8 protein-coding genes are annotated in these 12484 nt (G+C 56.7%); 2 read left to right on the top strand and 6 right to left on the bottom strand.

Features of this window, described 5'->3' with window-relative positions:
• The first annotated feature begins 37 nt into the window (after nucleotides 1-37).
• On the top strand, nucleotides 38-658 hold the full coding sequence (locus tag ACR0J2_RS21855; RefSeq protein ID WP_480813842.1) for a 2OG-Fe(II) oxygenase family protein: 621 nt from the start codon (nucleotides 38-40) through the stop codon (nucleotides 656-658).
• A gap of 109 nt (nucleotides 659-767) precedes the next feature.
• Here the strand turns inward: ACR0J2_RS21855 and ACR0J2_RS21850 are convergent, their stop codons facing one another.
• The 5 genes from ACR0J2_RS21850 to ACR0J2_RS21830 form a co-directional block, all read right to left on the bottom strand.
• Nucleotides 768-2522, bottom strand: coding sequence for a caspase family protein (locus tag ACR0J2_RS21850; RefSeq protein ID WP_480813841.1), 1755 nt, complete (start codon nucleotides 2520-2522; stop codon nucleotides 768-770).
• A 331-nt stretch (nucleotides 2523-2853) separates the two neighbouring features.
• Nucleotides 2854-4371: an ABC transporter permease gene (locus tag ACR0J2_RS21845; RefSeq protein WP_480813840.1), complete on the bottom strand. Its 1518-nt coding sequence runs from the start codon at nucleotides 4369-4371 to the stop codon at nucleotides 2854-2856.
• Nucleotides 4372-4381: 10 nt separating this feature from the next.
• Entirely contained in the window at nucleotides 4382-5431 is a 1050-nt protein-coding gene (locus tag ACR0J2_RS21840; protein WP_480813839.1) for a quaternary amine ABC transporter ATP-binding protein, read from the bottom strand.
• A gap of 65 nt (nucleotides 5432-5496) precedes the next feature.
• Nucleotides 5497-6468 carry an ABC transporter substrate-binding protein gene (locus ACR0J2_RS21835; protein WP_170615789.1) on the bottom strand — a complete coding sequence of 324 codons (972 nt, stop codon included), beginning with the start codon at nucleotides 6466-6468 and terminating at the stop codon, nucleotides 5497-5499.
• A 36-nt stretch (nucleotides 6469-6504) separates the two neighbouring features.
• On the bottom strand, nucleotides 6505-8727 hold the full coding sequence (locus tag ACR0J2_RS21830; RefSeq protein WP_480813838.1) for a DUF1989 domain-containing protein: 2223 nt from the start codon (nucleotides 8725-8727) through the stop codon (nucleotides 6505-6507).
• Nucleotides 8728-8934: 207 nt separating this feature from the next.
• On the opposite strand from ACR0J2_RS21830, the gene ACR0J2_RS21825 reads away from it, so the two are divergent.
• A complete protein-coding gene (locus ACR0J2_RS21825) occupies nucleotides 8935-9969 on the top strand; it encodes a LacI family DNA-binding transcriptional regulator (protein ID WP_321249202.1) in 1035 nt (344 codons plus the stop codon).
• A gap of 306 nt (nucleotides 9970-10275) precedes the next feature.
• On the opposite strand, the gene ACR0J2_RS21820 is transcribed toward ACR0J2_RS21825, so the two are convergent.
• Nucleotides 10276-12219, bottom strand: a complete 1944-nt coding sequence (locus tag ACR0J2_RS21820; RefSeq protein WP_480813837.1) for a DUF3604 domain-containing protein — start codon at nucleotides 12217-12219, stop codon at nucleotides 10276-10278.
• Nucleotides 12220-12484: the final 265 nt, after the last annotated feature.

Below are 12484 nucleotides of genomic sequence, written 5' to 3'. Positions count from 1 at the left end.
ACTGGCCTTGCTGCAAGGGCTGGGTTATGCCCGGCCCATGCCACAGATTGATTCACTCTTCGTCACCCGCCTCTACCGCGCTGCCCTTTCTGAATTCGATCCGAAGATCGATCCGGAAGAGCTGGAAAATTCCTGCTTGGTCATCGCCGAGGATGATGAGGCCGGACAGGACTGGTGTGAGGAAAACGGCTATCCCGGTTATACCAGCTACGCCTCCCTGACCGATCTGCCATGGCGGTTCCCAATATTTGCCGATCTGGTCAAGGTTCTGGATCAGCACGTGGCCGCGTTTGCCAAGGATCTTGAGTTTGACCTGGGCGAAGGAGAACTGAAGCTTGAGGATCTGTGGATCAACATCCTGCCCGAAGGCGGGATGCATTCCAGCCACCTGCACCCTCACAGCGTAATCTCAGGCACAACTTACGTCGCGATGCCAGAAGGCGCCAGCGCGCTGAAACTAGAAGACCCTCGGTCCGGCCGCATGATGGCCGCCCCCACGCGCCTCAAGGGTGGTCGGCGCGAGTTGCAGCCGTTCATCTATGTAAAGCCGAAGGTGGGGGACGTGTTGCTGTGGGAAAGCTGGCTGCGCCATGAGGTTCCGATGAACATGGCCGAGGACGAACGGATCAGCGTCAGCTTCAATTACCGTTGGGATTAACAAACCAGGTCATTGCGGGGCAGCAAAGCCTTCCCGTCCGCGTATCAACTGCGGTTGCATACGTCTTCCGACAGTGCAGGCCAATAAAGTCGACCAGCCATGATGAGCGTTATCTTTTCGTAATCCTGACGTCCACAAACCAGTTTTTGTCAAATCGGCCCTGTGTACTGCTCAGCGACCTTCCCGCCGAAAAATCTGGCGGCAGGTTCTGACTTATCGAGAATCCGACAACAATCGAACTCTTGAACAAGTAATTCGTGCGGCCGGACACGCGCAATTGACCGCTATCAGAAAGCGATGCGCTATAGCTCTTGGGCCGCGACGCTCCGCCCTTGGCGAATTCCTGAGCACTGATCAACTGAAACCCGTTGGCGGACTTGCGGTAGTGTAATCGCAAGACCAGCTTTGTGCCTGAACCCGCGTCTTTGCCATTGGGGTTCGCCCGTCGGCTGATATCGATGACATAATCCCCATACAGCGGGCTGGACGCCTCGGCACGGGGATTTGGCAACGCCACTGAAACGCGGCTGTCAGGCTGCACATTGCTATCAAGTGGCGGTTCGGGTTTCGCGATGTTTTTCAGAACAGCATAGCTTTTCTCGGTCAGGTATCCGGTTCCCTCTGAACCGCCTTGCCCCTGAAATCGACGCAACGCCGTGCGAGACCGCGCACCGAATATCCCGTCAACTGGCCCGGCGGAATAGCCCAGAGCATTCAGACCGCGCTGAATACTTCGATAGTCGCTTCGGCTTAAGTTCAACGCAGTTTCGGTTTCCAGCGCCATGTCTTGTTGCGCATTCTCCCGCCCCCCCTGGTCGGCTGTATTCTTCGACATCAAGGACAGGTCGCCTGCATTCCTTTGGTCATCCGAGGCCTTCGTTTTTGGCTGAGCCTGATTGCCAATCGCGCCAGCGACCTCGCCAGCGTGCTGTCCGGCCCTTGTGTTCGGATAGAGTTGCGCGATCATTTCCAATGCGCCCTTCTTCACACTATCATCTTCCAGCTTCAGTGCTTCGCGCAGGACGCGTTGAGCCGCGTCTTCGCGCTCATCAACAGGGAGGGGTTCTGCGGTCGCAGTGCTTTGCTCTAATTCGCTTGAAGGAGCCTTGATTGCTGCAGGAACAAGGAAGATGTCGCGCCCGGGCAGTGAGCCATAGGTGAACGGCTCCTGATAGCCCTCGGTCAGGTCAAAAACTGTGTCCCGCACTTTGCGGAAGAGCTTTCCCAATTCCAGACCGGGCACTTCGATATGCTCCAGCAAAGCCTGCGCGTAAGGGCTGTTGCGGCCCACGCCATCCAATGCCAGCGTCCCACTGCGCGCGGAATACCCGACCAGTACGCCGCCCGGGTCGATACGTCCCAATCCCCGGCCAATCGACCGGGTCGCCGTGGTTCGGACCATTTGCGACACGAACGGGTTGTTCCGGCAGGCGTCCACAAGAACCAGTTTCAGGCCCTTGGCCGTTGAAACTGAATTCAGCAATGTCTCCAACCGGATGGCCTCGAACTCCACATCCTTGTCACTTCTGAGTTCCGCGTTTGTGGGTATCAGATAGTTTGTATTGTCGATTTCGATTCCGTGGCCCGCAAAGTAGACCAGCACCATATCTGCGTCGTCTGTTTCCTCGGAAAAATCCCGAAGGGTAAGCCGCATTTCTCGATAATCGAGGTTGTATTTTTCGGTGACAACAAACCCGATCCGCCCAAGCGCGGCGGCTACGTCCCTGGCGTCATTGGCCGAGTTGGGAATGTCCGAAACGTGGTCATACTGTGCGTTGCCGATTACAAGCGCCACACGCTTTGCCTCGGCTGATGTCGCAATACTCAGGCAAAGTGCCAGGCCCCAGAAAAAGCAAAGACCCATCCGCAAGCCGAGACGGAATTGATGAGTTTGGCATCTAAGCATAAGTAACAGCAGATTTTTTAACCTGAGTATACTCTATCACACCCTGGTCTGCCCCGCGACGTCAAGCTGGCGCACGCGGTACTTAGAGGGATTTCACGGCTTTTGGTTTTGACGAATAACAGAAAACATCAACGACAAATCAATATTTTGCCGCTCGTCTGTGACCGGTCCGTTTTCACATGACCAAGCATCTTGCCGTGAATGCCTGAACCGATCACTGTTCCTACATGCCGAACCACCAGATCCGAAAACTGGAAGCAGCCAAACCGGTGCTACCGGAAAGCCGTGGTCATTTCTTGCCTGCCACAATGCGGTCCAGAATGAGAGCACAGAAGAGGATTGCCAGACCCGCCAGTATGCCTTGCCCAGCGGCAGCATATTGCAGAGCCTCCAGCACATCTTCGCCCAGGCCTTTCGCACCAATCAGTGATGCAACAACGACCATGGCAAGTGACATAAGTATGGTCTGGTTGACGCCAGCCATGATGGTCTTGTGCGCCAGCGGCAGATCTACTTTCCACAGCAGATAGCGCGGCGTTGCGCCAAATGCGAGGGCAGCCTCGCGCACGGTGTCCGGCACTTGCTGCAGACCCAGAACGGTAAAGCGGATCACCGGTGGGCTTCCAAAGATCATTGTCGCAACGACTCCGGCAGGTTTGCCGGACCCGATGAAGGCGACAACTGGGATCAGATACACGAAGGACGGCATCGATTGCATGAAGTCCAGGATTGGCCGCACGATGGCAAACGCGCGGGGGCGGCGTGCACAGTAAATGCCAAGCGGAATACCCAGCGTGATCGAGATCAACGCAGCGGCTCCCAGCAGGGCAATAGTTGTCATCGCCTTCTCCCAGAAATCCAGCAGGCCGAGATAAGCCAATGCCGCACCGGTGAAAATTGCCACGCGCGGGCCAGCGGAAAGGTAAGCCAGCATGATTATGACCAGTCCCACGACCGGCCAAGGGGTGTCGACCAGAACCACTTCGATCCAGTCCAGAAGGGTGCGCATTCCGTAGGTCAGCCCATCGAAGAAACCGCGTCCGGCTGTTTTGGTCCACTCGAATACGGCCTGTACGCCGTCACCCACGTTGAGCCGCCAATCCCGGTTTGTCGGAAAGGTCTTTAGAACAGACAGCGCATCAGGTTGCGCAAACTTGATGGCAGAGAGAACAACGACAACCAGGGTCAGCACGGACGCGACGATCATCCGGGGCACAGACCATCCATGAGCCACGCTGGAATCCGATCGCCAGCGCGCGAACTGACCTTCCAGCGTCCAGTTGGCCAACGACGCCGCGAGGAGTTTGACCGCTAGCAGCAGGAAAAGCCCGACCGCCAGATAGGTGATACCGGTGGAGTCTGCGCTCTGTGCGGCTTCCTGCGCTCCGGCCAGGGCGCCTTCCAGCGACTCTGCCGCGCGTTTTAGGGAATCCAGCGACCCAGCGCCGGATTGTTCCGCCGCCTCGATCTGCTGTCGACGCAGCGCCAGAGTCTGTTCGATCTGATCTGCCCGTTCGCGAAACTCCCGCCCCAGATCACCGAAAAGACCCAAGCCAACTTGAATGTAAGCCAGTGTTTCAAGCACCAGAAAGCCCAGGAACCAGGACCAGAGACCTCGCGCGCCGAACCAGATCGGGCCGAGAACGGCGGCAGCCTTGTTCAGGGTGAACCGATAACCCGGCGCCTGCATCATATAGGCAAAGGTCTTTTGATAATACGCTTGGCTTTGCCCGACAAAATCACCGATCAAACCTTCCAGACGGTCGGCAGTTTCGGGTTTGACCTGCTGTGCATCAACGTGTTTCATCGTTGTCCCCTTAGGCCTGACTGTTTTGAATGGCGCGGATAAGCCCTGCGCGGTTGATCACGCCCACGGTCTTGCCGTCTTGGGTGACTGCGACCACTCCGTGCCCTTCGACACAAAGGTTCATCAGGTCGGACAGATCCATGTCGGGATGGGCCTCTTTGGCGTCATCGGGAACTTCGCCGTGATGGGCCTCGAATTCGTCGACCGGTTTCATCACCGAGTGCGCAAAGATCATGTTGAGCTTGGAAATCCCGGCGACGAAATCGGCGACATAATCGTCAGCGGGATTGAGGATGATCTCTTCCGGCGTGCCGATCTGAACGATGCGCCCATCCTTCATGATCGCGATGCGGTGGCCGATACGGATCGCCTCATCAAGGTCATGGGTGATAAACATCGTGGTCTTGTTGAGCTTGTGGCTGAGTTCCATGAACTGGTCTTGCAATTGCTTCCTGATCAGCGGATCGAGTGCCGAGAATGGTTCGTCCATCAGCAGGATTTCGGGGTCTGCAGCGATCGCCCGGGCTAGGCCGACACGCTGCTGCATGCCACCGGACAACTCATGTGCGTATTTGTCTTCCCAGCCATTGAGCTCTACCAGTTCGAGAACGCGATCTGCCTCTTCCCAGCGACGTGCCTTGCCCGTACCGCGAATTTCCAGAGGCATGGCCACGTTATCGCGCACCGTGCGGTAGGGCATCAGGCCAAAGTTCTGGAACACCATGGCGACGCGGCGGTTCCGCAAATCGCGAAGCCCGTCGTCGTTCAGGCCCATCACGTCATCGCCGTCCAGGTAGATATGGCCGTCGGTAGGTTCCAGTAGACGGTTCACGTGGCGCACAAGGGTCGATTTACCGGACCCGGACAGGCCCATGACGCAAAACAGCTCACCGCGCTCGATCTCAAAGCTGGCATCAGCGACGCCGACAACACAGTTGAACCGCTCCAACACCTCGGCCTTGCTCAACCCTTCACTGTGAATGGCCTTCAGTGCGTCCCGCGCGCGTGCTCCGAACACTTTCCACACGCCGCGTGCATCGATTGCGATATCCGCTGTCATACTGGCCCCACCTTGGTCTAGCTTTTAGAATGTGCCCCCGACAACCTGGCTGGGGGCGCTGGGTATCAGTTGGTTTTCAGTCCCAGCCAGCCGTCGACGGTATCGCCATTCGCGGCGATCCATTCGGCCACAACTTCATCCGTTTCGCGCCCTTTAACGACAACTTCGTAGGTCAGGCCGCTGAGTTGATCGGCATTCATGTTGATGTTGCTCAGAAAAGAAGCTGCGGCTGGATTGCGCTGCTCCAGAGATTTGGAGTGGGCAACCGTCACGGTTTTCACAGGCTCGCCTGTGCTGACATGCGATTTGTTGTACCAATCCGCGTCCTGATCCGGCTGAACCATCTTGTATGTGGCCGCGTCGTGTGCGGGTTCTTCAAGGATTGTCACATCATACAGCGCGTGCACATAATGTGGCGCGTAGCAGTAAAAAGCGGCGCCTTTTTTCTGGTCGATTTGATCTTTGAGACGGGAATAGAACACCGTCTCATCTTCGGTTGTCGGAGTCAGGAACGTTTCGATACCATAGTCGCGCACACGCACCTTAAAGGTGTTGGTTGAGGCCCAGCCCGACGCGCCAACCCAAACTTCGCCCATGCCATCGCCGTCAGAGTCGAACAATTCCTGGGCCATAGGTGTGGCCAGATCATAGATCGATTTGATGCTGTGATCATCGACCATGTAGTTGGGAACACAAATCCCCGCCCGGCCCTCATAGCTGCCTGAAGACAGCGCGACGGTGCCTTTCTGGTCGACGTATTCATCGGTGAAGGAAGACTGGTTCGGCAACCAGACATCGGGGTGTACATCAATGTCCCCTCGCCCACCATCCATTGCGGCAAAGATCACGGCGTTTGCTCCCGGCGCATAACCGACCTCTCCGCCCAAACGCGTTTCGATAACCTGCCCGATGACGCGGCTCATGATTTTGGCGCCGGGCCAGCTGGGTTCGCCCACCATGACCTTGTCTTGCGCCAACGCTGAAGTAGCACCCAAGGCGAAAGCCAGTGTTGCCGTGAGTGTTGTCAGTTTCTTCATATCAAATTCTCCCGTTGCGTTGTGTTGGATGCGCCATCAGACGCGCGCCCGCTTGCGTTGCGGGTCTATGAATGGAATGTCCGATACCGTTGCCCCCAGGCGTTTCATCCGCCCGTCGAGTTGCCCAATTTCAAGTTGCGTGCCGTTCTCGGCATGCTCGACCGACAGCCGCGCCATGGCGATCGCGTGTTCAAGCATCGGTGATCGGATGGCCGAAGTGACCACGCCCACCTGCCGTTCGCCAGCAAAGACCGAAGCGCCATGAGCAGGCACATCATCGCACCCGATCAACAATCCCTTGAGCACGCGGCGCGGCTCTCGCGCGTTTCGCTCAAGCGCAGATTTGCCCGTAAAGCTCGCCTTGTTCAGATCGACCGCGAAGTCCAAACCGGCCTCGAACGCGTCGACGCCCGGCGCAAACTCGGCATTTGCCGCGGCCAATCCGGCTTCGATCCGGATGATGTCCAGTGCGGCAGAGCCCATGGGTGTGATCCCAAACTCTTCACCCGCCTCCATCACCGCATCCCAGATCGCTAGCGCGTCGGTCTTGGAACAGAAGACTTCGTAACCCAGTTCCCCGGTATAACCCGAGCGTGAGAGCATGAATGGCGCACCATCGCGATCATTGAGCCGGGCAATTGTGACCCCGAACCACTTCAGATGATCCAGCGAAGGCACATGTGGCTGAGTGAAGGCAATCTTGCGCAGTAAATCGCGGGATTTTGGCCCCTGAATGGCAAGGTTTGGCATCGCGTTCCGCATCGCGTGCACCCGAACCTGCAGGCCCATATCCGTCGCCAATGCCTGCAGCGAACGACCACTTTCCTCGGATCCGCAGCACCAACGGAAGATTTCGGGCGCAAGACGGAAAAGCGTGCCGTCATCGATAACCGAGCCGCTTTCGTCACACATCAACGTGTAAGACCCACGCCAGACCGGCAGCTTCGCCACGTTGCGAGTTGTTGCCTGCTGCAGCAGTTTCTCGGCGTCCGGGCCAACAATATCGAATTTGCGCAACCCGCTCATGTCCTGAACTGTCACGGCCTCACGACAGGCCCAGTATTCACCCAAGGTGCCGTGCGCCGGAAAGCTGACTGGTGCCCATAGATCACGTGCAGGCGCGAATTGTTGGGTCAACGGGGCCAGCCGATCATGAAATGCGGATTCCTGACTGATCGACATCGGGGCATCTTCCTTTTCACGATAGGCAACCGCACGGCGGATCGGCGTTTTTGGGCGGTAGATGCGGACGTGCACATCCGTCGGGTTCCAGCCATTGATCGGGTCAATGTCGTCCGGGCAAGCGGTCGAAACGCACACTAGGTCCTCCATTGCGCGCATGGCGACATAGTCACCGGGGCGGGAATAGGACTCCTCGGTCAGAATGTGATGCGTCGCCGGATCAACCCATGTGTTCCAGAAAAAATTGATCGCGGGCCAGGCCGAACGACGCGCGACACCGTAAGGCGCCAGCGCATTGGACATGTTATCGGAACAGTTCACGTGGCCGGGAAAGCCGCGCTCTTCATAACCTCGGGCGGTGCAGGCCAGACCGAAAGTGTCGTGGCGCCCACAGGTGTCCTGCACCACATTGAGAAGTGGTCGCATCTCACGATCGTAGAACTTGTCCAGCAACCCCGGGCCAGGATAGGCGCGTCGCACCATTGATCGCGTCGCCGTCGAGTCGATCATCCATTCGACTCCATGTTGCAGCTCATCGGAACGAAGCACCATGAAGTCCGAGCACTGCTGCCCTTCCACGTCGATGATCTGAACGAATTCGCCCGCTTTCAATTCGTAAGCCAGCGCCGTTCCTCTCGGTACAGTAAACTCGTCCCGGACATCTCCCAGAAGTGGCGGCAGCTGAGGCTGGTTTGAGGCTGCACATTGATGGGAGACCGTAACGCATCCGGTATCGGTTCCCTCAACCAAGCCAGAAATGAGCGCTGGCCTGATCAACCAAACTGTCACGCGTTTTTCGACACGCAACACCAGCGGTTCTGATGAGGCCATTAGCCTGAAACACGCGACTTCCTGCCTTGGATCTCCGCCATTTGTACCAATCCAACCCGTATAAGGGTCGCTGTTGAATGCACCCTGATCAACCGCTCCGTTCGCTTGCAGTTTCAGTCGAGCAAGTGCAGGCCTCCCATCGGCAAACGCAACAATGTCCAGCGGATAACCCTGCGATGTCGCCTCAAATGACAGCAGGTCGCCCTCGGCGGCTTCAACACGGTGCGCGTCGCGTGGCGCCAGCACATATTCTCGGACACCCGAGGCCTTCGGAAAGCCCGGGAATCTGCGTCCCGGGCTAACAAACCCGGCATTCGTGAACTCGTGTAGGACAGCTGAACCATGCATGTTGCCGTAGGATTCTCATTTATGAAACTAGTTACAGAGGTTGATGAAACTAGTTACATATGTCAACACTTTCGTTGAAGGTAGAAAAAATAGGCGCGATACCACGTGACACAGAAAGACCCGACGTTGAAAAAACGCGCAAATCTCAGAGATGTTGCGAAAGCAGCGGGCGTATCGGTCGCAACCGTATCCCGGGTGCTGAACGAACCGGGTGTTGTGAAAAAGGAAACTCTGGAGAAAGTTCAGAAAGCAATTGCGGATCTTCGATTCGTCCCCAGCGCGGCCGCCAGAGCAATCAACTCTGGTCGGACCCGTTTCGTGGGTGCGCTGGTACCAACGTTGGACAATGCCATTTTCGCTCGGTTTCTTGCAGCGCTCGAACGCAGACTGTCCCAAGATGGGCTTTCACTGATCGTAGCCACAACTGAGTCAGACCTGGAAGTTGAAGCCGAAAAGGCGAAGGGGCTGGTTGATATCGGGGCTGAAGGGCTGATCATTACTGGCGCAACACACGCCGCTGAATTTCACGACCTGATCGAGCGCACAAGAATCCCCACGATCGTCACATCATACTTTGACGTCTCCAACCCTTTTCCAACGATTGGATACGATAACAAGGCCGCGGCACAATTGGCCCTACGGCATCTGATTAAGCTTGGACACCGGCGGATTGCAGTTGTTCACGGCCCTGTTCACAACAATGACCGAACACAGGCCCGACTTTCCGGGCTGCACGAGCTGAATTGGGATGGCGAGATAACGACAGTTGAAACCGAAATAAGCCTCCGGGGCGGCGCCGAGGCTACTGCACGCATCGTCAACAGGTCGGTCAAACCAGATGCGATCCTGTGTCTGTCGGACGTTGTGGCACTAGGGGTTTTGTTTGGTCTTCAATCCAACGGCATCAGTGTCCCGGACGAGGTGTCTTTAATGGGCCTGGATGACCTGCCAAGCTCTGCCGTGGCTGTACCTTCCATCACAACAGTTCATCTTCCAGTTTCAACAATGGGTGAAAGGGCAGCGATCGCATTGGCGCGTTGGATTTCCACTCAGGAGAGACCTGAGCCTGAAAGGTTAGAGGCAGACCTGGTTGAAAGAAGTTCGACGATTCGAAAGCGCGCTTTCGACGAATACGGCTGACTTTCGAAAAACCGTCCGCGAATACCCATTCGCTGGCCTCCGCAACGCTCTGAATACGAAACCTGACGAAGTTCGAGGTTGGTGGCATTGGACTTATTCCTACACGCGATACAATCCACCGAGAGAGGCTGATTGAGCCTTTCTCGCACCTCCGGTCTTTGTGTCTGACCGTCTTGGCCGAAAGCAGCTCAATCCACAATCAACTTCGAGCCCCAAGTAACCGCCTGAAAGGACGGATTTCGCTTTGTGTCGCTGCCTTGGAAGCTAAGGGGCTTCGGTCACAGTCAAAGTCGGTTGCCGGACATCTCAGCCTTCTGGAGTATACCAGATTGGCGAAGTGTACGCGCGCTCCTGTGTTGAGGTAGGCACATCTGCGGGCAGTTCGTCCCCGAACCGAACGGCATCGTAAACTGTCCACCTGGGCGTTGGAATTTCCAAAACACGAACGTAGTAGAATGCCCGCAATGAAGGATCGAAGTCGGGATCCTTCCAAACCGTCAACAGCTCCGGAGAACCGATTGAGTTGGTGAACGTACCCGTTGCGACATCCACGGTGCTACCCACTGCGGGTAGATTGCCATCGGCATCCGGTTGCCTGTCTCCCGACCACGCCACGTCATACACCTGCTCTTCCGTGTCGCCGTTGGCATTTACCCAACCCTTCACAACTTGAACACGGTCGAGATTGCCGGAATACGGGTCCTTGAGAGCAGCAATAAGGAATGTCGGTGCATCCGCGCCCTCGGGCACTTCAGAGAGGTCGCCGCCCATGGGAACGCCTTTGTCATATCCTATTTCGGCAGGCAGACGTGATCGCGCGTCCTCCTCTGTGAAGTCCCAGCCACCAAAGAAACGAACCGTTATGCGGCTACCGGTTGTTCCATAAACTTCTTTGCGCTCCATGGCGTCGAATATGGCTTCGCGCGTGTTGTCTTCGGCCCAAACCGCCGCGTAGCCAGAGGCTGCCATTTCCCACCCGAGGATCCTCAACGCGTCAAATTCACCTACGACATGCTGCCATCGACCGGGCTCCGGCTCGACGCCTGAGTGCTTGCCAAAGAAGTTGTCCTCTTCCGCCGTCGCCAACGCGGTATGGCTGTCGGTCGAACCCACGACACCGAATTTGTACGGATTGGTGCCAAGTTGCGCTTCCAGCTTGAGACCGTTCTTCAGAGCCTCGCGGGCATATTCGTACTGAAGCATCCAGTCTTCTTTGGGCGTCGGGCCAAGATTGGATTTATCCCAGGTTTCATAGTCCGCGAATTCATCGTTCGGGCTTAGGAACGGATGGGTTTCCCCATCACCCTTGATCTGGGTGATCTCGTACATCGGCTCCCATTTCGCGCGCCGTTCAGCGTAGTCCGCCGTCAAAGGCTCACCCGTTTCCGGATTGGTCTCGACCGGAAACATAAGGCCGTTGGAAACGTTGCCGTTGTGGGCAAGGGCCAGAACACGACCGCCGGTTTCCATTTCATATGTTTCCATCCAGTCCCACAGCTTTTCCGGATTAAAGGTTTCTGCGGTCGTGAAGGGCAGCATTTGCCGTGCGCGAATGGCATCATCACGGTAAATCACGTTGCGATGGAGGTTGTTGCCGGCTTCGGTAGATGTCCATTCGTATCCGATGAACGCAGTAAACGAACCAGGGTCATCGTGATGATCGGCAGTTTGCGTGAACTCGTCCCAAACGGACTGCACGAACCTGCGATCCGACACAGCCTCGGGAAGGGCTTCCCCGGTAATTCCGGCAAATGTCTCAATGACCTCCATAGTCGCACCGAGAGCAACGTCTCCACCTGCATTAAGTCGCTCGCTCCAGTCTCGAAGCGTTGGATCACGCATCAGCGTCGAGTTTCCCGCAATGATTTCATTCATTGCCCCCATGGCATCCGAATGATCGGAAACAACAAGCCAGTCGAGCGGTCGAGACAGTTGTACGCGGAGGCCGTGTGATGTCGTGACCTCCTCACCCCGTGCAAATCGATAAGCGTCATCCGGGCTCAGGATGACCCCAAATCCACGCGCATCCAGCGAATTGGACGTGTGCAGGTGGGTATCGCCCCACAGGGGACGAGTCGGAAAGTCGCGGCCGGCATAAGGCGAGAAATCTGCGGGCGCGGGTTCGCGCATATCGTCAACCGATATGGTCATCTCCCCGACCTGCCCACCTTGCGCGGACTCCTGAGCTTTGGAAGAGGTCGCACATAATGCGACAGAAACAATTGCTGTCGATGTCAGAAAAAATCTCATTGGAGCCTCCCAGGCCAGCTGAATGCCTGCCCATGGCAGCATTTGGCGCAGTGATCCGTCAAGGAGGACAAGCAAAATTTAATAGTGAGACATGTGCGCCTACTATGGGAGCCGTGGTCCGTTCTGCCCTTTGTGTGGGCATCAAAACAAGTTTCAGCAAATTGAGCAGCCTCATCTGACCGGTCTTGCATTCTGCGGCACCTGCGGAGGGCCGCTCGCGACAGTCGGGCGCGACTATCTCGCCTGCTCTGCTGCCCGCAAGCTC

It is taken from the genome of Ruegeria sp. CG4, assembly GCF_056537185.1.
This window is presented reverse-complemented; position numbering and strand designations above follow the sequence as displayed.

Bases quoted from the DNA above. Each gene is read 5' to 3' on its own strand.
- ACR0J2_RS21840 (WP_480813839.1), bottom strand. From the start codon at position 5,431: ATGACAGCGGATATCGCAATCGATGCACGCGGCGTGTGGAAAGTGTTC.
- ACR0J2_RS21820 (WP_480813837.1), bottom strand. From the start codon at position 12,219: ATGAGATTTTTTCTGACATCGACAGCAATTGTTTCTGTCGCATTATGT.
- ACR0J2_RS21835 (WP_170615789.1), bottom strand. From the start codon at position 6,468: ATGAAGAAACTGACAACACTCACGGCAACACTGGCTTTCGCCTTGGGT.
- ACR0J2_RS21850 (WP_480813841.1), bottom strand. From the start codon at position 2,522: ATGGGTCTTTGCTTTTTCTGGGGCCTGGCACTTTGCCTGAGTATTGCG.
- ACR0J2_RS21855 (WP_480813842.1), top strand. From the start codon at position 38: ATGCCACAGATTGATTCACTCTTCGTCACCCGCCTCTACCGCGCTGCC.
- ACR0J2_RS21845 (WP_480813840.1), bottom strand. From the start codon at position 4,371: ATGAAACACGTTGATGCACAGCAGGTCAAACCCGAAACTGCCGACCGT.